Source organism: Thiomicrorhabdus sp. zzn3 (assembly GCF_029767755.1).
GTDB lineage: Bacteria > Pseudomonadota > Gammaproteobacteria > Thiomicrospirales > Thiomicrospiraceae > Thiomicrorhabdus.
In genome coordinates, this window is sequence record NZ_JARUQS010000001.1 from 1,604,404 (window position 1) to 1,625,692 (window position 21,289).

Genomic DNA, 21,289 nt, shown 5'->3' on the forward strand with positions numbered 1-21,289 from the left:
ACAATAAGTATAAAATACGATTACGATACGCGAATACTTAACCACCAGGACCCCATACGATGTCTCAAACCATGCCCCAAGCCCCAAATTCATCCACACTGGAACAGTGCATCGAACGCCTGAATCAATCGGGCGACTATCAGGTACTGCGCAAATTCTATCCCAAAAGCGAATTCAACCCGCATTGCGGCCAGGTTTTGCACAAGGTCTGCATTATCGACACCGAAACCACCGGTCTGGATACCGATGTCTGCGAGATCATTGAACTGGGTTATCAGATTGTGGAATTTGATTCGGAAGGCAACTTCTATCGGGTTCTGGAAGCACGCAACTACTTGAACGAACCCGAAGGGGAAATCTCCGCAGAAGTCACCAAGGTCACCGGCTTGACTCTGGATGACGTCAAAGGGCAAGCCATTCCGTGGGATCAGGTCGAGCACGAACTGGCCAGTGTTCAGCTCTGCGTGGCGCACAATGCGGCCTTTGACCGCCCGGTGCTGGAGCGTTATTCGGATGTGTTTATCGACAAGATCTGGGGCTGTTCGGTGGCGCAGGTTGACTGGCTTAATTTAGCGGATGTCGGGTCGCGCAGCCAGGAATTCCTGTGCTGGAAAATCGGCGAGTTTTACTATGGCGCCCACCGTGCGCTGGACGATGTTCAGGCATTGACCGAGCTCCTCTCCCTGCCGGTCTCCGATGAAAAGCGCCCTGCGTTTCATTATCTGCTCAAGGCGGTGCGCGTGAGCAAATCGCTCATCAAGGCCACCGGCGCCCCCTTTGAAATCAAGGATGATTTGCGCGCCCGCGGCTATCGTTGGAATGTGGGAGAACGCGTCTGGCAAAAAGTATTGGACGACTCCAAACTGCAAGAAGAGCTGAGCTGGCTGCTTGAAAACAACACCCCTAACCCGAATGTGATCAAGCTCAAAGCGACCGACAGCTTCTCGGTGCGTGCGCGTTAGTTCAACATTACATTTTAAAAACTCAACAGGCCTGGTCAAATCCATTCCTGGCCGTTTAACAATGCCGTTTTCTATCCACTTTCAGGAGCTTGCTATGAAAATAACATGGGGTTTATCTGTCTTGATGTTCTTTGCGGTTCACTCGGTTTTTGCTGATGAAAACAAAGAAGAAGCGTTCTGGCAGGCTCTACAGGAAGGCGGTAAAGTGGTGTTGATTCGTCACGCCGAGATCGACCGCGAATTCGGCGACGCTTTCATTCTCGACGACAGCTGTTTTAGCGAACGCAACCTCAATGCCACCGGCAAGCAACAGGCGAAACGCATTGGCGAAGCCTTCCGCCAACACCGCATCAAAATCAACCAAGTACTCAGCAGTCCGCACTGCCGCACCCGGGATACGGCTCAAGAAGCGTTTGGAACTTACCACGTCGAACCGAAACTGCGTCTTATCAAAGCACTGAGCACGCAACAGGCAGAAGCCAATATGCACGCTATTCGTTCGCTGATTGCCAATTACCAAAGCCAAGGAAACCTGATTCTGGTCACCCATCGTCCCAATATCGGTGAACTGATTTACCAACGCGTGGAACCGGCCGAAATGGTCCTAATTGAACCGCTGGGTGACGGGCAATTTGATCTGATTGCCCGGCTGCGCCTGCAAGACTAGCGGACATTTCCTTAGAAGCCTCTCCTCTTTCTCGCGTAATAAAAGCGTCATACAGGCCTATTCAAAACCGATTCATAATTAAAAACACCTTGTATTACATACTGTTATTTTATTTGACGGTATTCAACCTCTCACATAGTATGGTAAATATTCATACGTAAACATTTGACAGGTTTACCCATAAGCAGGAGAGCGTTTATGAAAGGCTTTGACTGGCTACCACTTAATCATCAACGACTGTCCATTCGTGTGACCGTAGTCAGTGTTTTTGTCTTTGCCACCCTTTTAGTGGCCTCTATTGCCATTGGCTTGCAATACCATTTTTCCAAAAAGATGGCGACCGAAGCGGCGGTTTCCCAATACCAGCTCAGCGCTTCGAGTACTAAAGACTATCTGGCCAGCCTAGACCAAAAGGCGATTCAGACGACTCGCATTCTCAGCAAATACCCACACCTCACCGCCAACAACTGGGTTCACTCCGACACGCGCCGTTTATTCGCGGAAATCATGCAAAACAATCCGGTGTTTTATGCCATCTATATTGGTTTTGCCAACGGTGACTTTTATGAACTGGTGAACCTGGAAACCAGCCCTGCGGTTCGCCAACAACTTAATGCCTCGGAACAAGACCGCTGGGTCGTGATTCAGGTTAAAGAGCAAAAAGGCCAACGTCAAAGGCAATTCGACTACTATAACGATCGCTTTGAACTGCGCACTTCCAAATCAGAGGCCAGTCAGTATTTCGCCAACCAACGCCACTGGTTTAAAAACGCCACGGAAGACAAGATTCATAAAACCGCGCCTTACCTGTTTCAGCACCTTCAGGCCCCTGGACAGACTTATTCAACCGTTCTTCCGACAACCGGAGCGGTACTGGCGGTTGATATCGCCCTCTCATCCCTTTCGGAATATCTCGGTTCACAACCGTTAAACCCAATCAGTCGCAACAGTCAGACCTTTATCTATCAGCAAGATGGCTACCTGATCGCCTCCAGCGAAGTCCGCAGCGAGACTCAAAGTCTGTCCGAGCTCAAACCTATCACGCTGAGCGATTATGAAAAAGCCATTATTAAACAGACCGGGCGCTTGAGAGTCTCCAATGAGATGAACTGGCCGCCAGTGGACTATGCGGTTTCAGGCGAACCTCGAGGGTATGCCATTGATCTGATTCGCGCTATAGCTCAAATCACCGGGCTGCAGATCGAGTTTGTCAACGGCTACAGTTGGCCGGAATTACTTGAACTGTTTAACAATAACGAATTAGACCTACTGCACCCGGTTCTGTATAACCCGAACAGTCAACTGGGAGCCTTTAGTGAACCGCTTCTCAGTCTGCCATACGCCGTGGCGACACGGCCGGAACACGCCCCCATTCAATCGCCCTCTCAACTCGACGGTCTGAGCGTTGCCATTCCACAAGGGTGGTCGATTATTCCGGTTTTAAAGAAACTGATTCCAAGTGTGAACATCGTCGAAGTGAAAAGCACCAAAGACGCCTTGGAGTCGGTCGTGCAAGGTCGGGTTGATGCCGCCCTAGACAATGAGATTATTCTCAGACAAACCGCTTCCCAGTTTTTTATCCACGGGCTGCAGTTCCATGAATTGAAACAACCAAATGATCCTTTTGCTCTGCCGCAGACGTTCCACCTGGTTACGTCCAAACAACATGCAAAGCTACTGCCCATTCTAAATAGAGCGCTAAAATCTCTGCCGGAGGACTACCGGCAGAAATTGCATCAGAAATGGCTGGGGGATTACCTTGCTAACGATAAAACCTCGGTCAAATCCACGCAAACCTCCGCTGTACCCATTCCAGAAATGATTGAATGGAGCCGCGACCCAGAACGCTTTAACCGCCTTAACGCATTTACCGTGGATGGCCAAAAACAGTATCTCTTCATCACCCCCCTCAAGGACGACGACGCTAACGGTGAGTTCTTTGCGGCCATGATCCCTGAGCATGTGCTGTTGGCACCAAGTCTGCAAAAAGTAATCTGGTCAATCCTGCTGACGGCTATGGCTCTGCTACTGGTTATGCCTGTGTCCTGGTTATTTGCTTCCCCGATCGTCGACCCGATTAAGCGCCTCATGCACCAGGCCAAACACATCCAAAACCGCCAATACGATGACATCACCCCTTTAGACACCAATATAAAAGAAATTCATAATCTTTCTGCGGCGATTATTGAAATGGCGCATGCCATCCGTCAACATGAGGTGGATCAAAAAGAGCTTATGGACTCTTTCGTGCGCCTGATCGCCCAGGCCATTGATGAAAAATCACCCTATACGGCCGCCCACTGCGCGCGCGTCCCGGAACTGGCGATTTTAATCGCAGAAGCCGCTCATAAATCGACAGCGCCGCCATTCGAGCAGTTTCATTTTACTTCCGAAGATGAGTGGCGAGAATTCCGCTTAGCGGCTTGGTTGCATGACTGCGGAAAAATCACCACACCGGAACACATTGTCGATAAGGCCACCAAATTAGAGACCATTTATAACCGCATCCATGAAATTCGCACCCGCTTTGAAGTGTTGTGGCGAGATGCCGAGATCGATTACCTGAAGCAAAAAATGCAAACGCCTGAGAAAGAAGAGGAACTCTACAAACAACTGACCGACAAACAACAGAAACTTAGAGAAGACTTTGCCTTCATCGCCGAGTCCAATATTGGTCAAGAAGCGATGAACCCAGAACATATTGAGCGCCTTCATAAACTGGCTCAAACCACTTGGCTGCGTCACTTTGACAATACCCTGGGATTATCACGTGCAGAATGCCTTCGCATGCCCCCTATTGCCGAACTACCGGTTGAAGAGCCGTTATTGAGTGACCGTCTGGAACACCGAATCCCCCGGCAACGTGCACTCCAGTTCGAGCCGGAATTCGGCATCAAGATGAGCGTGCCTGACGACCTCTACCATTTAGGCGAACTGCATAACTTGAGCATCACCTACGGCACGCTCAGCCCCGAAGATCGCTTCAAGATCAATGAACACGTCATCAGTACGATCAGAATGCTGGAAAGCCTTAAATTCCCGGCAGAACTCTCGAAAATCCCTAGATATGCGTCAACCCACCACGAAACCTTAAACGGCGAGGGTTACCCGCGTAAATTGACGGCCAATGAACTGACAACTCCGGAACGCATTCTCGCCGTCGCCGATATCTTTGAGGCGTTAACCGCTTCAGACCGCCCATACAAAGAGGCGAAAAAGCTCAGTACCGCAGTCGAGATACTTTACTCAAAAGTGGAACAACAGGAACTTGATCGGAATGTGTTTGAACTGTTTTTAACCAGCGGTGTCTATTTGGAATACGCTAAGCGCTATTTGAATCCCGATCAGATCGACGAGGTGGATATCAACCACTATTTAACATAGATAAACAGGATCATTTGCCACAACCGCGACAAAAAATCCTGTGATGAATAAAAGCAATCAGCCATTCTTTTTGCTGGCCAAAGCAAGCGGTTTTCTCCCCGAGGGCTCAATAGCTTCACCCGTATTAAAGAAGGCCATATCCTCCTTAAGAATCTCCGCCTGCTCGCTCATACTTTGCGAAGCCACAGACGTTTCTTCCACTAAGGACGCATTTTGCTGCGTCACTTGGTCAATCTGGCCAATGGCTTTATGAATTTGTTGGATTCCTTCAAATTGTTCGCTGGAGGCCTGTGCAATCTGATTGACCATTTGCGTAAAAGTATTGATCGATTCATTAATTGAATCCAATACCTGGCTTGAATCGCCTGCCAGGCGCGTTCCCAAATCTATCCGATTAACACTCTCTTCGATCAGCGTGCGAATATCTTTTGCCGCTTCCGCCGATTTCTGGGCCAAAGCGCGTACCTCTCCGGCAACCACGGCAAACCCTCTGCCATGCTCACCGGCACGGGCAGCCTCTACAGCGGCATTCAAGGCCAGCAAATTAGTCTGGAAGGCGATACTGTCAATCAAGGTGACAATGTCGGCGATTTTATGGCTCGACTCCTGAATCTGATTCATGGCTTCAATGGTTTTACGCATCACATCCGCACCTTCATTCGCCTTGGATTCGACTTCGTTGGCCATTTGTGAAGCCTGCTGTGCATGTTCTGAATTTGACTGCACAACCGAGCTCATCTCATTCATGGTACCGGCGGTTTCTTGGAGCGCTGAAGCCTGCTCTTGGATACGCGTACTCAGATCACTGGCACCTTGGGAAACATCCTGAGCGGCATGACTCACAATGTCGGATGCCTTTGCCGCTTTGCCGACGATTTCTTTAAGCTTGGTACTGGAGGCGTTTATCGCATCTTTCAGATCTTTTAATTGACCATCAAAGTCTTCTACGCATTCTTTCGTCAGGTCGCCTTGAGACTGGGCGGTAATAATCACAGTAATCCCGTTCAGGGCTTCCTGAATCGTATCAATCGCTCCATTAATGTCATTTTTAATACTTAAGAAAGCCCCTTCTGCCTCTGCTTCTACGCGCTTGTCGAAATTGCCATGCCTCATCGCATCCACAACACCGGCAATTTCACTGACGATATTGGCCTCAATGGTATGATCCAGCCACTCCACTACATACCCTAGACGCTGACCGTTCATTTCAATCGGCGTGACGGTTAAACGAATAATCAGCTCGCCAATTTCCAAATTCGCTGTATAGGCCTCTTTGAGCGCTTCGAGCATAGTACGCTGGTGCACTGAATTTTGATGAAAGATATCCATATTGGCCCCCACAATGCCGTCAACCGCAAAGTTGGGTAATACCGCCTGCAGCTTGGACTCGTTTCGGGTAAACATGTCGCGCAAGCTGCGGTTGATGCTGACAATATTGAACTGGGCATCGGCAATCATAATATTGGTCGTCGCCGCTTCCAGTGCAGTTGCCATCACTTGCGCGCGACGTAAAGCATCAAAGTTCCGAGCGGCTTGTTCGCCAACACGAGAGCGGATCATATTCAACGCCGCCCCCCACTTAGAATCGTCTTCAATACGGCGTTCAAAACGGCCGCTGGCGATCTCTTCAATCCCTTTTTGCAACTCCGGTTTGATGTGGTGACGCTGTAATGCTTGATAGAGCAGGAAGCCAACCCCAGTAATCCCGATCGCCCCCATAGCCATCTGCACCCAAAGCGGCAACTCTAAATTAAATTGCAGTAACGCCATGGGAACCAGCGCCGCCAGTGTAGCAATAGCGGCAGTCAACGGTCGGCCATTATGACGACGGGTCCAAGGAAACTGGGCACGTCCGGCTTTAACATCAGCATACAGTTTTTGCGCTTCAGCGATCTGTTGGCGGGTGGCTGGATAACGTACTGAAAGATAGCCGGTAATCTTGCCCTGTTCTATAATCGGACTGGCATTGGCAGCGACCCAGTAATACCGCCCATCTTTGCGCTGGTTCTTAACGATCCCGTACCACGGGCGTCCGGCCTGAATCGTTTGCCAAAAATCTTTAAACGCCTGTTTTGGCATATCAGGATGACGCAGAATATTATGCGGCTTGCCAAGCAACTCCTCACGGCCATATCCAGAAGCGATTTGAAACCCTTCATTAAATTCAACAATATTGCCATGCAAGTCCGATGTAGAAAGAATCACCACATCTTCTGACAGTTTATATTCTTGCTGATCAGGCTTATCCGCCATTCTATTCTCCGCCCATCTAACTTCCGACTGTTTGATGGGGAATTTTATACTAACTAATACATATTGGTAAAATTTATAACAAATCTATAAACAATTAAATAATTTAATGACCACAATAAAACCAGGGGAATGCTAACGAATCTGAAAAACGCGAGCCTCGCCTCGCCCGCGATAATCGGCCGCGGCTTCCAATACATGCCGCTGTTTAACAATCAATTGAATATCCCCCATATAGTTATTGCGCTTGAGCGTATAGCCCATCACGCTAAGTTCCTCTTTGACCTCCTCAGGCAAATCGGGGTGATACGCGATCTGATCTTTCGGCAGAAGCTGATGATGCACCCTCGCCGCATCAACCGCCTGCTGGGCACTCATTCCTTCATCCACCACATTCACAAGGGCCTGAAACACGGAAGTGATGATCGTCGAACCGCCCGGCGTTCCCACCACCATTTCCACTTGACCGTTTTTCAGCACAATGGTGGGTGACATGGAGGAAAGCATACGCTTATGTGGAGCAATCTCGTTCGCCTTGCCGCCGACGACACCAAAAATATTCGCCACACCGGGTTTGGTACTGAAATCGTCCATTTCGTCGTTCATTAAAAATCCGGCTTGAGGAATGACCACGCCACTGCCAAATGGCATATTCAGAGTATAGGTATTGGACACCGCATTACCGTCGGCATCGATGATCGAAAAATGCGTGGTTTCCGGGGACTCGATTTTGCCCGGCTTGATCGTTTCGGACTCCGAAATCGCATCCAACATCACCCCTTGGACCCGTTGTGCCAAATAATCCTCCGCAATAAGCCGGCTCACGGGCACTTCGACAAAATCTGGATCACCTAAATAATGGGCGCGATCGGCATAGACCCGTTTTTCCAATTCCGCATAAACGTGCGTCTTCACCGCCTGTAAGGGCACGCCCTCTTTTTTCGCCTGCTGTAATGCTTGATCTAATTTAGGCCGCAATAACTGTTTCATCTTTAACAGTTGCGCAATCGCAATGCCGCCCGAACTTGGCGGTGGTGCTGAAACCACCTCGCGCCCCTGCCACTGCACGTGGATCGGCTCTCGCCATTTGGCTTCGTAGCCGGCCAAATCCTCCAAGGTAATCAAACCATCATGTTTTTGCATCTCTGCGACCAGCAGCTTCGCCGTTTTTCCGTGGTAAAAATCCAAAGGACCTTGTTCGGCAATTCGCATCAAAGTTTCCGCCAAGCGCGGTTGCTTAAAACGCTGCCCCGCTTTTAACTTCCCAAAGAAGTCGCTGAAGTTGAGCGGCTCGGGTGATTTTCCGGCAATCCACTGTTCAAACCACTGCACATTACGCGCTAGATGCTCCGAAACCGTAAACCCATGTTGCGCATAACCGATCGCCGGCTGAAGCAGCTGCTTCCAAGGAAAAGAGCCGAAGCGCTGATGGGCCTGCCATAACCCCATCACCGTTCCCGGCACACCGGAGGCCTGGTAACCGACGAGAGAGCGATAAGGAATGACTTGCTTATCCTGATCCAGATACAGATCACGGTGAGCCGCTTTGGGTGCGGTCTCGCGATAATCGAGGAAATAGGCCTGTTTATTTTCCGGATGGTTCTGCGAAGCCGTATATAGGGTCATAAAACCACCCCCGCCCAAATTTCCCGCTTCCGGATAGGTCACGGCCAATACGAAAGCGGCGGCCACCGACGCATCAATTGCATTACCGCCCTGAAGCAACACTTGCTCAGCCACTTCGGCGCTGTAAACATCGGGCATCGCTACCGCGGCTTGACGGTTTGTTAAGGTTTGTGAAGACTGGACTGTGGTAGAAAAAAAGCTGGCTAAAAAAATGAACAACCAGAACGGCATTCGTATGCGACTTAATAAACGTACTGACGGCATATCCCACCCTTAAATGAGCCTTGGTATCCCTCCCGCAAACTGAGCAGGCCTGCTGCGTTTTTCTGCCCGGCAAGCTCGATGGCGAAAGTTCCACTCTTTAGTAAAAACCGCGACTATTTTCTCAAATAGCATCAAATGATTGGAAATAAGTTACAACCCGTCCCATTTTAACGGCTTCAACACACTGACTTTCTTGCTGGTGTGTTGCTGCATACGATTTAAGATATTGCTCAAGACCCTGAGCGCATCGGCAATATAAGGCCCCTTGTTCAACATGACACATTCGGCACGCACGCTCATCGCCGCATCGGTGAGTTCCGGCCGGGAGGTGACACCTTTTTTCGCCAAGGTTTCCAGCACTTGCGTCGCCCAAATGACGGGAGTATGCGCCGCTTCGCACAGCCACAAGATTTCGTCTTGCAACTCTGCCATGCGCACCGCCCCCAGCTCAACGGCCAAATCACCGCGGGCGATCATCACCCCTAAATCGTGCCGGCCAAGAGTGTGCAATAAAATCTGCGGCAGCTGATGTACCCCTTTGGCGGTTTCAATTTTGGCCAAAATCGGCAGATCCGTCCGTCCACGACTGTGCAACTCGTCGATCAATTCGTCGATATCCTGCGGACTTTGAACAAAAGAAAGACCGACCAAATCCGCTTCTTGACTAATCCAGTCGAGATATTCTCTGTCTTCTCTACTCAAACCGCGCAAATCGAGTTCGCTGCGGGGGAAATTCAATCCCTTATCCTCTTTCAGGCGCACCCCGCCCAGACCGGATTCAATAATTTTGAGGAGAACACCGTCAGAACGCATTCCAACAATCTGAGCACCCAGCTTTCCGTCATCGATCCATACCGGATCACCCAAAGCCAAATTTTGCAATGCTTCCGGGGTTTGACAACTGATTTTAGCGATTTGCTGCCACTGTCCGTTCAACTCGATCTGAGTCCAGCCTCCGGCCTCTTCACCGTGACTGAGCAGAAGGTAGTCGCCGCAAAATAGACGGATATCCACCTCTCTTCCCATCCACTCGGGCAGCATAAAACGTTTAATCAATTTATAACGCTTTTTCTTTTCCCGGCGCACCCAGTCCACTTCGGTCCCCGGCATAAGATAAGCGGGTTTAAAGCACAATGCTTTCCACTGAAAAGGGCCGTGATTCTCCACCAGGACAATCTCTCGGGCTTTGCCTCGACTGTCGGTAAACAACAGTTTGTCACCCGACTTGAAACCCCTTAATACCGCATAAGGCACCGGCAAAGGCTGATAATCTTTAACGTCGGACAGAGCACCCGGTTTGCCGTGCTGATCGCTGTAAAGCAAAATCTTCGCAGGTTCATGGGTCAAGCCCAGCAAATTTCGCTGCACTTTTAAATGCAATGCGGCGGACTCCCTCTCCAATGGCCCGGTTCTCAATTTTGGCCCACACAAATCCACCATAATACGGCACGGTTTGTTCAGATCTAAGGCGAGACGACGCACACGCTCGACCATTTCCTGCCACAGCTTCGGGTTATCATGAGCCGTGTTAATACGTGCCAAATTCATACCCTGCTGCAAAAGTAGCGTTACCAACTCATCACTCCATGCCGCCTCACTCGGCAGGGTCACCATAATGCTGACTTTGCGATTTTCAGAAGCCCCGCCAAACAGCGTACGCGCCCGCTCTTCAAGCAATTCGGCACTCTGTTGCGGATCGGGACGCGGGAAATCCGATTGAGATTCCGATGCGGGCGTATTTTCTGGCTGAGCCTTTTCCAAAATCTGAAGCATAGATTGCAAAGAACTCATCACTCCCGACTCGACACGGCTCAACGACGCTAAGCCGGCTTGCATTAAAGAGGGCTGCAGATCGCTTAAATCCTCTTCCCTGAGATGCAAATAATCCAGAAGATTGCTGCGACTCATCATCACCTTTGGGTTTTGCGTTTCGGGAAGCGTCTGCAAGACGGTTTGCGTGCGCACGTCGATTTTGTGTTGCAATTCACTCAAACGGCGATATAGCGTTTCTAAGTCATTCATGTTTACTGTCCCGATACCGAAGTGCTTTACTCTTTTATAGCGAAAAAAGCCGATGACAAAATGACAAATCGGTGAACATTTATGACGACTGAAAGTCAGCTAAATCCGTTCTGGGCCATCGAAATTTCGCTTGCACTTTTCAGAAACTTTGATTCTAATCAAACCTGATAGACACGACTTAATCTGCTGTGTTTAGTTGAGGTTGCACATCGGATCAGGCCTGCTCAAAACAGACTTGTCCAAGCACCTTTCGCTCCCTTGCTTTTAAGACGGATCGCGCCCGTGAACAGTGAACATGTGAACTTAGTTTCTATCTATCTCCCGCCGGACTACAGTCGTTTCGAGATCATGCAACGCCTCGGGATTCAGCTGAAAAAAGGCATCGAAGCCTGTTTTTATGTGGAACCGGAAGATAATCGATACCTGTTCTTTACCGAATTCGACGTCATCACCTTTGTCAATTGGCCGCGTGAACAGATCGTCGAAGCCCTGCATCAGCTTGATCTGCAACAGGCAGACCGCTATGAAGAACACTACCTGTTTCAGGATTACCCGATTCGCATTCGGCCCGACACCTTATCCCCTTATACCGTAGACAATGAATGTATTGAACTGAGCGAGCTGACCTTATGGCCATTGATGATTGTCGCCCTAGTGATTTCACAAAGCGTCGGTTTGGAAAAGTTTGAACAGGAAGTCGACCACTTTTTCAATCAAGGCCGACAGATGGTCGAAACATCGGGGCGTCTCGACTGGATGAAGCGCCAGAGTTTTGCTGCCTATGCCAAACAGATCACACTGCTGCGCCATGACATGGTGCTGGATCTGTTATTACTGGACAAGCCGAATATCCTGTGGGACAACCCCGACTATGAGCGACTTTATAACCGTCTGGCCGAACTTCTGGAGCTGCAGGAACGCTTTGAAGTGGTGACCTTTAAGCTCAATACGCTTAAAGAAGACATTGCGATGATGCTGGAACTTTATAACCACCAACACAGCTCGTTTTTAGAGTGGATCATCATCATCCTGATCCTGGTGGAAGTGGTCATGGGTTTTCTAGGTATTTTTGGCGTGATTGACCATTAAACACCAATCAAAAAACTCAACAGGCCTGTTCTCTGAGGCGGCACAAGGTGCCAACGACTCTGGATAAACGGGCTCCAAGCGGGGAGCCCTTGCGACCCAAGTCTGCTTTAACCCGCTTAATACGCAGGATCAATCTGTCCGGCAATACTGGCGTTACAGCGGAACCAGCCGGCAATACTGACTCGCGCCTGCCGGGTAGGCAGCACTTCATGCGGCACCTGCTCACTCATAAACACCGCCATTTTTCCCATTTCCGGGGTAATGACCGCCAGCCGTTGAGACGAATCTTCACTATAAACCACCAGCTCTCCCCCCCAATCCGGCTGCCAGTCCGGATTTAAATACAGTACCGTCGTCACCATGCGGTTGGCTCGACCACGAAAACTGTCTAGGTGTTTTTTATAAAAATCGCCTTTTTTATAGAGCGCAAAATGACATTCATATTCCAACAAGCCTAAAAACAGTGCGCGATTGAGTTGATATTGCAATTCCGCCATCTGCTGCAAATAAATCTGCTGCGTGGTGGTGTTACCATCGAGCCATTTGATCTTGTCGCGGCGCACGTCCTGGTTGAGTTGGTGTTTATCACCACGGCCAATACCGGCCCGCTTCAGCTCACCTTCTTCATCGTAACTTTCAACTTCGGCCAACAGTGCACTGCACAAATCATCCGTTACCGCATTGGGCCATTCATACCATCCCTGTTCCACCAGGGCATCCAATAGTTGTTCAACGTGATTCTTCGTTAAATCGAGCGCCATTTCGCATTCCTCATCCCCCTCAAAATTGAGGTGCGCGAATTATGCGCCCAACCTTTTGTTTTGGCAATAAAAATAACGCCTCAGCACAACTTAGAACTAACGCCAGCGAGGCAAAGGCATATCCACCGTTGCCGCCAGAGCGGTCACCAGTTCACGCTCCACCTCAGAAACCTTGCCGTCGTATTCGGCACAGGCCAGCATCGCCTGCAAAATCCGATCTTTCAATTCCGGCGAACAGAGCGCTAGTTTGTCGCTGGCTCGCGAAAAATCCTGATCCTGATAAACGCTTATCTCGGCCATATCACCTGGATGCAAACCCGCCGTTTCCATACCCAAAGCATAGGCACGATGCGCCACCTGTCGCTGATGCGGATCAGCCAGATCATGACCATAATAGGCCAGCATGGACAGCAGCAGCTGGACTTCCACACTGACAGCGGCAAGCTTGCGATAGCGGACCCGGTAAGGCTTGGCCAAACCAAAATGCACATCCAGAACCCGAGTCACCAATCGATAAAGCGTTTGCTCATAGAGATCGCGCTGGCCATCAAATTGCATGATGGCGTCTAATGCTTGTTTGAATTGCAAGTACTGGGTTTGTGACAGGTTTTTCAACGCCGGCATGGCCAATTCGACCACCAACAAGCTGTGATCTTCACGTAATTGGCTGAGTCGAGACGGCCACTTTTGCATAACAGGCTTTAAAGCGGCCAACCAAGACGCGTCGTCAATCTCGGCAAAGACGGCGTTTAACTCAATCAGGTTCTCTGGTTGACGCTGTACGAGCAGAGCTAAAATCAAAGCCACCACTTCGGTGGGCTCATCAATCGCTTGCCGCCAGTTTTCAGAATCGCTGGATGCGTCATCACCAAGCACGGTACCCAGCGTGGCCAGCATCGCTATTGCGGCTTCACTTTGGTCAGCACCCCCTTGGCTTTTCCGCTCCCCAGGTTGAGAAGAAGACTGGACTTCAATGGGCTTGGCCGGAGGCAAAAACTGGCCGTCCCACATCGGTTGCAATTCTCGAATCCTATCCTCTAAAGGCGGGTGGGTGGCGAACAACAAATTAAAGTGGGTTTTAAAAGTCTGCCCAAAAAACAGATGTGCCGCTTCTAAAGCGTCGGTATTTTTCAGCCGGCTGCCCTGCATTTCTCCGCCAATGACTTTGAGCGCATTGGCCACTGCGTCCGGGTTGCGGGTAAATTGCACCGCCGACGCATCGGCCAGATATTCCCTCTGACGACTCACCGCCGCTTGAATCAAACGACCAAACAGCACCCCAATCCAGCCGAGTAGCCTCAATACCAAGCCGGCTAACACCACCGCGCCGCCGCCTTTGCCGCGGGAGCGTCGTGAAGAGAAACGGCGCGAAGAGCGTGAACTTTGGGTAAAAATGCGCCCGATCACCCCGACAAATTCAATGCCGCTAATCAGCATCATCAAACGGATATTCAAGCGCATGTCGCCATTTAAGATATGACTGAATTCGTGCCCCACAACACCTTGCAATTGGGCTCGATTGAGTTTTTCAATGCAACCTTGGGTCAAACCGATCACCGCATCATTTGGAGTCAGCCCTGCCGCAAAAGCGTTAATCGCGGTTTCGTCGGGCAGCAAATACACTTCCGGAACGGGCATGCCGGAGGCAATGGCCATCTCTTCGACCACATTCTGCGCGCGGCGCTCATAAAAATTGCGGCTGTTCGGCTGAAGTTTGCGACCTCCCAACGCCGACGCCACCACTCGACCGCCTTTGGAGAGCTCCCGCGCCTTGAGATACGAACTGATCAGAGCGCCACCAACCACAAACACAGTCACACCGACAAACAACCAGAGATCCTCTGGAGTCAAGCGATAAAAGGCCTCTGAAGTCGGGCCATGAGCCAAGCCGATGACGCGCAACAGAATCAATAATACCCAACTACTGACACACGCCAACGCCGCCAAGGCAACCAAATAGCTGAGCACCAGCCAGCGCGTGGCTTTACGCGCCCGGTCCTGCGAAATATAAAAGTTCATACTGGCCCTGAAAAGAATTTACGCGACGTCGACTTGCCGTGCGCTGCATCAAAACTGTACTTTGGGGGCCTGCTGAATCTGTTCACTGTCGGCAAATTCCAGCAGTTTGGCATCCATAGGGTGGCCAAAAGTAGCGGCAAACAGAATCGGCGGGAAACTTTGGCGATAGCTGTTGTAGTTCATCACCGCATCATTGAACGCCTGGCGTGCAAAAGCCACTCGGTTTTCCGTGGTGCTCAACTCTTCGGTCAACTGCATCATATTCTGGTTGGTTTTCAGATCGGGATAGGCTTCCATCACCACATTAAGACGGGAGAGCGCGCCGTTGAGCAGGCCTTCGGCCTGAGCAAGGTGCTCAATCGCAGCCGGCTCGGACGGATTGGCGGCGGCGGCTTTTAAAAAGGTCGCGGCTTCATTACGCGCCTCTATCACCGCTTGCAGGGTTTCGCGCTCGTGCGTCATCGCCTTTTTGGCCACTTCGATCAGGTTGGGAATCAAATCGTGACGGCGTTTTAGCTGCACTTCTATCTGCGCAAACGCATTTTGAAAGCGATTCTTTAAACTCACCAAGTTATTGTAAATGCTGATTAAGTAGATCAACAAAATAACAAGCAATCCTAAAATAACAAGCAAAGCAGTTCCCATAAGCCCCCCAAGGTTTACCGCCGGTTCACGCGAATCAAAAATGTAACATAAAACTGAACAGGCCTGGTTAATTGAACCCGTACCCAAAGCAAGATGCAAGTCCGACAAAGGTATTTCTTTGACCAATCTCGCATTTGGATAGACACAGTCCAACCCAAAATGACTATAATGAGAAAATTAGTATAAGCACTCACAGACTCATCACGGTTCTGTGAGCCCTTACTCAGAGAAATCAAGAGACAAAGAGGTACTCACCATGTTACGAGCACGCACTGGTATTCACATTCTGTTTTTAAGCCTGTTGACCCTGTTTGGATTTATGGCCCCGGCCTACGCGGATTCTTACAACGATACGGTTCAACGTTTTCATAAGGCCAACCAGTCTAAAGACTTTTTTAAAGACGCCTACGGCTTTGCCGTCTTCCCTACCGTGGGTAAAGCTGGAATCGGGTTAGGCGGAGCCTACGGTGAAGGTCGTGTTTACCGCGGACTGAAACACGTTGGCGACACCACTTTGACCCAATTGAGTTTCGGCTTTCAGCTCGGAGGCCAAGCCTACAGCCAAATCATTTTCTTCAAGGACAAACGCGCCTTTGACGAGTTTACCAGCGGTAACTTCGAATTTTCGGCACAAGCCTCCGCTGCCGTAATTACCGCAGGTGCAACCGCCGAAGCCTCTACCAAAGGAGTCAGTGCATCGGGCGGACTAACCCAAGACAGTAATGAAACCGCAGGCCGTTATTACAAAGGCATGGCGACCTTTATTATTGTTAAAGGCGGCTTGATGTACGAAGTGGCCATTTCAGGTCAAAAATTCAGCTACACGCCAAAAGGCGAGTGATCGACGCTCGCTAATTCGATTAATTGTTGTGGAGTGAAACGATGGATTTAAGCTTTATCGCCGATTTTTTATCTGTGATTGCCGGCTGGATGAAACCCTATCTGGGTGAAATCGGACTTTCAATGGCAGCAACCCTATTGGTTATTTATGGCGACAACATCACGCAAATGGTCAAAACCCAGATCGGCTCATTGCAGATGTTTCTCAAAATCACTCTGTTTGTGTTGTTTTGCGCATTTGGCTTCGCGCTTATCACCTCGTTCATCACTCCGTTGCTGGTCAACGTGTTAGCCGGCGTTAATGACGCCTGGCTGCCGATCGTGATCATCGGTGGTTTTTATCTACTGGGCATGGGCGCACAGAAGAAAGGCATGATTTAACCTCCCCATAAACCGAACAGGCCTGCTCAATGGACAGGCCGTTCACCTCAAGTTTCTATCCCTAGCCTAGGGCAAATACTTAAGCTTTTCGGACCTCATTAAAGAATCAGGATTTTATATGGATCAATGGAGTAAACTCTTCTGGCAAGTCGGCGCAATCTTGAGCCTGATATTACTGGTCACTGCGATTATGGCTCTTTCAACCTCCGAAAACGGCCGCTTAACGGTGGACGGTTTGCAGGGCATGTCGGGCACCTTCACCCTGCTCTATGATGCCTTGCAATGGGTGGTCTATCCGTGGCTGGGGTTAGGACTCTATCTGCTGATTCGCTGGTTTCGCCGGCGTTAACCCTTTTGGTACCTTGAGTGAAGCCAATAAAAAAGCCCGAGTGCCATCAAGAGCTCTCGAGCTTTTGTCATACCAAGGCTCCCGAAGGCGCCTCTTTGTAAGGCTTAGCTTCGGCTCGTTACCTGCACCAGGTGGTAACCGAACTGGGTTTTCACCGGTCCTTCCACAGAGCCCACTTCGGCGCTGAAGACGACCTTGTCAAACTCGGGCACCATCATCCCTGGACCAAATTGCCCTAAATCGCCGCCATTGCGGGAAGAGGGGCATTGCGAATGTTCTTTGGCCACCTCAGCAAAATCCGCACCCTGTTCAATCTGTGCTTTCAATTCATTACATTTCTCTTCCGAGTCCACCAAAATATGACGTGCCGTAGCTAAGCTCATTGCGTTTCCTTTGTATATTGAAAATAGACGTCTCTTAATCGAGATGCCTCTTTTATAAAGTCCTTTTTACAAAATTCAACTTTTTAACCACTTTTTAGCCTTTTAAGTTCCGCTTAGATGCCCTTTTCGAGCGTCTACTCACTTAATTTATGACGGAACCTGTCCTGTCCTTTATAATAGCCGCTATGAAAAATAACACAGACGTTCAAACCACTTACGCCAGCATTCCAATGCAATCGGTTGGCCCGTTCAAGCTCATCGGTGACGTTGAAACCGACGACTTGATGGTGCCGATGGCGACCTATGAAACGCCATTATGGCCGTCAGTGGCACGCGGCGCCCGCGTGACCGCCCGCGCCGGAGGCATTCGCGTGACCGTCGTGGACGAACGCATGACCCGTTCTATTCTGCTCGAAGCGCCTAATGCCGGCATCGCCGCTCTGCGCCTGCGAGAAATTCAATTGCGTCATCCAGACTTGCAGGCCGTAGTGGCACAGAGCAGCCGCTTTGCCAAACTGATCGACACTCACTTTCAGGTGGTCGGCAACTTGATTTACCTGCGTCTGGAATTCACTACCGGCGATGCCTCCGGCCACAACATGGTCACCAACGCCGCCGACCGTTTGATTCCTTGGCTATTGGAACAGTATAGCGACCTGGAGTATGTCTCCATCTCGGCCAACTACTGTACCGACAAAAAAGTGTCCGCCGTCAACGGCATCCTCGGGCGCGGCAAATATGTGGTGTGCGAAACGACGATTCCGCGCAAACTGTGCCAACGCTACCTGAAAACCACACCGGAAGCGATTACCGACCTCCACATCAAAAAAGACCTGATCGGCAGCATTGTCTCCGGAGGACTGCGTTCGGCGAATGCGCATGTCGCCAATATGCTGCTGGGTTTCTATCTGGCAACCGGTCAGGACGCCGCCAATATTGTCGAAGGATCGCAAGCGATCAATCATGTTGAAGTCACTGCAGATGGCGACCTCTATTTTTCGACCACGCTGCCCAACCTGATTGTGGGTACAGTCGGTAATGGTAAAGGCCTTGATTTTGTCGTGGATAACCTGCAGCAGCTCGGCTGCGACGACAAGCAGGCTGAACCCGGTGCCAATGCTCGCCGTTTAGCCTGTATTGCCGGAGCCACCGCGCTGTGCGGCGAACTGTCGCTGCTGGCGGCCCAGACCAATCCCGGCGAATTGATGGCCGCTCATATCAAGCTGGAACGCGCGGCCCAGAGCTGACCGTCGGAGAGTGGAATGAGCCAAATTACCCAGCGTAAACAGGATCACATCGATGCGGTTCTAAACGATCCACAGGTGGAGCGCCAACAGAGCGAATTCGACTCAATTCGCCTGGTTCATCGCGCCCTACCGGAACTGGATTTTAACACGCTGGATACTTCCATTGAATTTCTGGACCGACGCATTGCGCTTCCATTTATGATCGCCTCGATGACCGGCGGAGCGGCCGACAATCTGCAACAGATTAACCGTCACCTGGCGGAAGCCGCCGAAGCATGTCAGGTGCCGATGGCGGTCGGGTCGCAGAGAACGATGATCTTAGATTCATCGGCGCAAAAGAGTTTTGATATTCGCCGCTATGCACCGAGCGTGCCTTTGATCGCCAACCTCGGTGCGGTACAACTCAATTACGGTTTTGACCTCGATGAAGCACGCCGCGCCGTCGATTTTCTGCAAGCCGATGCCCTGTATTTACACCTCAATCCACTGCAAGAACGTATTCAGCCGGAGGGCGACACCAATTTTGCCGGACTGGCAGAGAAAATCCATCGACTCACCTCTGAGCTTGAGGTTCCGGTGATTCTGAAAGAAGTCGGGTGCGGACTCTCCGCCGCCGACATTGAACTTGGCCTGCAAGCGGGCATCACGCACTTTGATGTTGCTGGCCGCGGCGGCACCTCTTGGAGCCGAATTGAAGCACACCGTGCCGACAACAACCTCGGCCTCCTGTTTCAGGACTGGGGATTAACCACACTGGAATCGTTACAGCAGGCCCGAGACTATCAATCTCAAGCGACTTTTATCGCCAGTGGCGGCATACGAAACGGGCTGGATATGATAAAAGCTGTTATAATGGGGGGTCGGTTGTGTGGTGTTGCTGCACCTTTGCTGGCCCCGGCCATGGATTCAACGCACAGCGTGATCACACTGATTGACCAATTTAAGCAGGAATTTGCGACGGCGCAATTCCTGTTAGGTATCGGACAAGCCGATGCCCTTCACCTAAACCATTCCTTGGTTCTATCCCAGAACACTGCAAGGTGAAACGGTGAAGCGTACGCGGAATGACGCCAGACAAAATACAATAGGCCCATTCGAAAACAGACCAAATTTAAGCGAATAACGGCTTTTTAAACAGCTTGAAATATGAACGTAGGCATAGACTTAATCCATTTTTCCACTTCAGACTACTACTTAGGCCTTGATGTCTTTGCTGAAGAAAAAAATATCGACGTTGATAAATTTTATATTGGAATCGGCCAGGAAAAAATGTCCATCGCCCCGCCGGACGAGGATGTCGTCAGTCTTGCCGCGAAAGCCGCCGCCCCGATCCTGCAACAGGTCGAAAAAGAACAGATCAGTGCCATTTTGTTTGCCACCGAATCCGGAGTGGATCAATCCAAATCCGCAGGCGTCTTCCTGCACGGTCTGCTGGGGTTGTCGCCACGTTGCCGAGTGGTTGAATTCAAACACGCCTGTTATTCCGGCGCGGCGGCTCTGCAAATGGCTACGGCTATGGTGCGCGCCAATCCGAAAGAAAAAATTCTCGTGATTGCGGCCGATATCGCCAAATACGATGTCGACACTTCAGGTGAAGCCACTCAAGGCTGTGGTGCCGTGGCCATGCTGATTACCGAATCGCCGCGAATCATTGCCATTGAACCCGGTTCAGGCTACCACACCGAGGACGTCATGGATTTTTGGCGGCCTAATCAGCGCAAAACCGCACTGGTAGATGGCAAGTATTCAACCAAAGTTTACCTGAACAGTCTCAAACAGGCGTGGCAACACTTTACCGAAGAGACTGGTCGCACCTTTGCCGACATCAATCATTTCTGCTACCACATTCCATTTACCAAAATGGCTGAAAAAGCCCACCAAACCCTGGCTAAAGTTGCAGGTGTCAAACTGACTCCGGAAACATTCAAGGCACAGACTCTGCCAAGCCAAGTTTATAACCGTGTCGTGGGCAACAGCTACAGTGCTTCGCTGTTTGTCGGTTTCTGCTCCTTGCTGGATAATCTCAAAGAGGACCTGGCGGACCGTCGAGTCAGCTTTTTCAGCTACGGTTCCGGATGTGTCGCCGAATTCTTTACCGGTTTGATGCAACCTGGTTATCAGACCGTATTGATGAGCAGCAGCCATCAAACACAGATTGAACAGCGTCAACCTTTAACCTATCAGCAGTATCTGGCGTTTTACCACCAGGTCGACGATAACGTGGACAATATTGAGTTTGAACACCTGAACAAGGGGCCTTACCGCTTGGCTGGAATCAAAGATCATAAACGCTACTATGAGGCGGTGTAGCGCCAATCAGCATAACAGGGTTCAGTACATAAAGCCTGCCCTGTGAAAACGTCAACAGGATGGACTACCGGGTATTCGTGAGGAAATTGG

The 21,289-nt window shown here is 50.4% G+C and carries 17 protein-coding genes; 10 read left to right on the top strand and 7 right to left on the bottom strand.

The genetic code is table 11. From position 1 onward, the window contains the following. Window positions 1-59: 59 nt before the first annotated feature. The 3 genes from QCB44_RS07440 to QCB44_RS07450 all read left to right on the top strand — a co-directional run bounded on the left by QCB44_RS07440 (window position 60) and on the right by QCB44_RS07450 (window position 5,013). Entirely contained in the window at window positions 60-962 is a 903-nt protein-coding gene (locus QCB44_RS07440) for a 3'-5' exonuclease (protein ID WP_279409079.1), read from the top strand. 94 nt (window positions 963-1,056) lie between these two features. Then, window positions 1,057-1,629, top strand: coding sequence for a histidine phosphatase family protein (locus QCB44_RS07445; protein WP_279409081.1), 573 nt, complete (start codon window positions 1,057-1,059; stop codon window positions 1,627-1,629). Between the two features lie 198 nt (window positions 1,630-1,827). Next, window positions 1,828-5,013 (top strand): HD domain-containing phosphohydrolase, encoded by a 3,186-nt coding sequence (locus QCB44_RS07450; protein WP_279409083.1) that lies wholly within the window; start codon window positions 1,828-1,830, stop codon window positions 5,011-5,013. A gap of 57 nt (window positions 5,014-5,070) precedes the next feature. Here the strand turns inward: QCB44_RS07450 and QCB44_RS07455 are convergent, their stop codons facing one another. The 3 genes from QCB44_RS07455 to QCB44_RS07465 all read right to left on the bottom strand — a co-directional run bounded on the left by QCB44_RS07455 (window position 5,071) and on the right by QCB44_RS07465 (window position 11,175). Next, window positions 5,071-7,266: a methyl-accepting chemotaxis protein gene (locus QCB44_RS07455; protein ID WP_279409084.1), complete on the bottom strand. Its 2,196-nt coding sequence runs from the start codon at window positions 7,264-7,266 to the stop codon at window positions 5,071-5,073. A gap of 132 nt (window positions 7,267-7,398) precedes the next feature. Beyond that, complete coding sequence (ggt, locus tag QCB44_RS07460; RefSeq protein WP_279409085.1) at window positions 7,399-9,153, bottom strand: gamma-glutamyltransferase; 1,755 nt, start codon at window positions 9,151-9,153, stop codon at window positions 7,399-7,401. 150 nt (window positions 9,154-9,303) lie between these two features. Continuing rightward, window positions 9,304-11,175, bottom strand: coding sequence for a pyruvate kinase (locus QCB44_RS07465; protein WP_279409086.1), 1,872 nt, complete (start codon window positions 11,173-11,175; stop codon window positions 9,304-9,306). Window positions 11,176-11,457: 282 nt separating this feature from the next. On the opposite strand from QCB44_RS07465, the gene QCB44_RS07470 reads away from it, so the two are divergent. After that, window positions 11,458-12,264 (top strand): RMD1 family protein, encoded by an 807-nt coding sequence (locus tag QCB44_RS07470; RefSeq protein WP_279409087.1) that lies wholly within the window; start codon window positions 11,458-11,460, stop codon window positions 12,262-12,264. A 116-nt stretch (window positions 12,265-12,380) separates the two neighbouring features. On the opposite strand, the gene QCB44_RS07475 is transcribed toward QCB44_RS07470, so the two are convergent. The 3 genes from QCB44_RS07475 to QCB44_RS07485 all read right to left on the bottom strand — a co-directional run bounded on the left by QCB44_RS07475 (window position 12,381) and on the right by QCB44_RS07485 (window position 15,647). After that, complete coding sequence (locus QCB44_RS07475) at window positions 12,381-13,025, bottom strand: 2OG-Fe(II) oxygenase (RefSeq protein WP_279409089.1); 645 nt, start codon at window positions 13,023-13,025, stop codon at window positions 12,381-12,383. Between the two features lie 96 nt (window positions 13,026-13,121). Further along, complete coding sequence (locus tag QCB44_RS07480) at window positions 13,122-15,044, bottom strand: M48 family metallopeptidase (RefSeq protein ID WP_279409090.1); 1,923 nt, start codon at window positions 15,042-15,044, stop codon at window positions 13,122-13,124. Window positions 15,045-15,092: 48 nt separating this feature from the next. Further along, window positions 15,093-15,647, bottom strand: coding sequence for a LemA family protein (locus tag QCB44_RS07485; RefSeq protein WP_279409092.1), 555 nt, complete (start codon window positions 15,645-15,647; stop codon window positions 15,093-15,095). Window positions 15,648-15,945: 298 nt separating this feature from the next. Here QCB44_RS07485 and QCB44_RS07490 point away from each other — a divergent pair, with 298 nt between their 5' ends. The 3 genes from QCB44_RS07490 to QCB44_RS07500 all read left to right on the top strand — a co-directional run bounded on the left by QCB44_RS07490 (window position 15,946) and on the right by QCB44_RS07500 (window position 17,259). Continuing rightward, the gene (locus QCB44_RS07490; RefSeq protein WP_279409094.1) at window positions 15,946-16,530 is read left to right on the top strand and encodes a lipid-binding SYLF domain-containing protein; all 585 of its coding nucleotides are present in this window, start codon (window positions 15,946-15,948) and stop codon (window positions 16,528-16,530) included. Between the two features lie 41 nt (window positions 16,531-16,571). Beyond that, window positions 16,572-16,910 (top strand): DUF3392 family protein, encoded by a 339-nt coding sequence (locus QCB44_RS07495; RefSeq protein WP_279409096.1) that lies wholly within the window; start codon window positions 16,572-16,574, stop codon window positions 16,908-16,910. A gap of 118 nt (window positions 16,911-17,028) precedes the next feature. Then, window positions 17,029-17,259 carry a hypothetical protein gene (locus QCB44_RS07500; RefSeq protein WP_279409098.1) on the top strand — a complete coding sequence of 77 codons (231 nt, stop codon included), beginning with the start codon at window positions 17,029-17,031 and terminating at the stop codon, window positions 17,257-17,259. Between the two features lie 104 nt (window positions 17,260-17,363). Here the strand turns inward: QCB44_RS07500 and QCB44_RS07505 are convergent, their stop codons facing one another. Continuing rightward, on the bottom strand, window positions 17,364-17,642 hold the full coding sequence (locus QCB44_RS07505) for a peptidyl-prolyl cis-trans isomerase (RefSeq protein ID WP_279409100.1): 279 nt from the start codon (window positions 17,640-17,642) through the stop codon (window positions 17,364-17,366). A gap of 185 nt (window positions 17,643-17,827) precedes the next feature. Here QCB44_RS07505 and QCB44_RS07510 point away from each other — a divergent pair, with 185 nt between their 5' ends. The 3 genes from QCB44_RS07510 to QCB44_RS07520 all read left to right on the top strand — a co-directional run bounded on the left by QCB44_RS07510 (window position 17,828) and on the right by QCB44_RS07520 (window position 21,199). Next, window positions 17,828-18,889 carry a hydroxymethylglutaryl-CoA reductase gene (locus QCB44_RS07510; RefSeq protein ID WP_279409101.1) on the top strand — a complete coding sequence of 354 codons (1,062 nt, stop codon included), beginning with the start codon at window positions 17,828-17,830 and terminating at the stop codon, window positions 18,887-18,889. 15 nt (window positions 18,890-18,904) lie between these two features. Beyond that, the gene (gene fni / locus QCB44_RS07515) at window positions 18,905-19,933 is read left to right on the top strand and encodes a type 2 isopentenyl-diphosphate Delta-isomerase (protein WP_279409102.1); all 1,029 of its coding nucleotides are present in this window, start codon (window positions 18,905-18,907) and stop codon (window positions 19,931-19,933) included. Between the two features lie 102 nt (window positions 19,934-20,035). After that, on the top strand, window positions 20,036-21,199 hold the full coding sequence (locus QCB44_RS07520) for a hydroxymethylglutaryl-CoA synthase (protein ID WP_279409103.1): 1,164 nt from the start codon (window positions 20,036-20,038) through the stop codon (window positions 21,197-21,199). Window positions 21,200-21,289: the final 90 nt, after the last annotated feature.

Excerpts from the sequence above, each read along its gene's own strand:
- QCB44_RS07490 (WP_279409094.1), top strand. The coding sequence starts at position 15,946 with ATGTTACGAGCACGCACTGGTATTCACATTCTGTTTTTAAGCCTGTTG.
- QCB44_RS07505 (WP_279409100.1), bottom strand. The coding sequence starts at position 17,642 with ATGAGCTTAGCTACGGCACGTCATATTTTGGTGGACTCGGAAGAGAAA.
- QCB44_RS07465 (WP_279409086.1), bottom strand. The coding sequence starts at position 11,175 with ATGAATGACTTAGAAACGCTATATCGCCGTTTGAGTGAATTGCAACAC.
- QCB44_RS07475 (WP_279409089.1), bottom strand. The coding sequence starts at position 13,025 with ATGGCGCTCGATTTAACGAAGAATCACGTTGAACAACTATTGGATGCC.
- QCB44_RS07510 (WP_279409101.1), top strand. The coding sequence starts at position 17,828 with ATGAAAAATAACACAGACGTTCAAACCACTTACGCCAGCATTCCAATG.
- QCB44_RS07495 (WP_279409096.1), top strand. The coding sequence starts at position 16,572 with ATGGATTTAAGCTTTATCGCCGATTTTTTATCTGTGATTGCCGGCTGG.
- fni (WP_279409102.1), top strand. The coding sequence starts at position 18,905 with ATGAGCCAAATTACCCAGCGTAAACAGGATCACATCGATGCGGTTCTA.
- ggt (WP_279409085.1), bottom strand. The coding sequence starts at position 9,153 with ATGCCGTCAGTACGTTTATTAAGTCGCATACGAATGCCGTTCTGGTTG.
- QCB44_RS07500 (WP_279409098.1), top strand. The coding sequence starts at position 17,029 with ATGGATCAATGGAGTAAACTCTTCTGGCAAGTCGGCGCAATCTTGAGC.
- QCB44_RS07520 (WP_279409103.1), top strand. The coding sequence starts at position 20,036 with ATGAACGTAGGCATAGACTTAATCCATTTTTCCACTTCAGACTACTAC.
- QCB44_RS07450 (WP_279409083.1), top strand. The coding sequence starts at position 1,828 with ATGAAAGGCTTTGACTGGCTACCACTTAATCATCAACGACTGTCCATT.
- QCB44_RS07480 (WP_279409090.1), bottom strand. The coding sequence starts at position 15,044 with ATGAACTTTTATATTTCGCAGGACCGGGCGCGTAAAGCCACGCGCTGG.
- QCB44_RS07445 (WP_279409081.1), top strand. The coding sequence starts at position 1,057 with ATGAAAATAACATGGGGTTTATCTGTCTTGATGTTCTTTGCGGTTCAC.
- QCB44_RS07455 (WP_279409084.1), bottom strand. The coding sequence starts at position 7,266 with ATGGCGGATAAGCCTGATCAGCAAGAATATAAACTGTCAGAAGATGTG.
- QCB44_RS07440 (WP_279409079.1), top strand. The coding sequence starts at position 60 with ATGTCTCAAACCATGCCCCAAGCCCCAAATTCATCCACACTGGAACAG.